1 protein-coding gene is annotated in these 237 nt (G+C 74.3%); it reads right to left on the bottom strand.

Annotation, left to right across the window (positions count from 1 at the left end; genetic code table 11):
• Positions 1-237, bottom strand: a 237-nt coding sequence (locus tag ACH65_RS20445) for a hypothetical protein (RefSeq protein WP_049624074.1), incomplete at both ends; no start/stop codon positions are given.

The following is a 237-nucleotide window of genomic DNA, read 5'->3' as shown; positions in this document are numbered from 1 at the left end:
GAGGATCTGCAGGCCCTGGCCCGCGCTGATGCTGGCGGCCGGCAGGCCGCTGTGGGCGAGGCCGCCCAGCGAGAACGAGCGGATGTCGCCGCCCGCCACCAGGCTCACCACGCCGCCGCTGATGCGGCCGTTGGTGTTGAGAAGGTCGCCGCCCGCGCTCAGCGCGGTCAGGCCCTGGCTGGCGATGCGCCCGCTGTTGAGCAGCTGCTGCGCGGTCAGCACCGCGCTGTTCGTGCC

The organism is Frateuria defendens, assembly GCF_001182895.1.
Taxonomy (GTDB): Bacteria; Pseudomonadota; Gammaproteobacteria; order Xanthomonadales; family Rhodanobacteraceae; genus Frateuria_B; species Frateuria_B defendens.
This window is presented reverse-complemented; position numbering and strand designations above follow the sequence as displayed.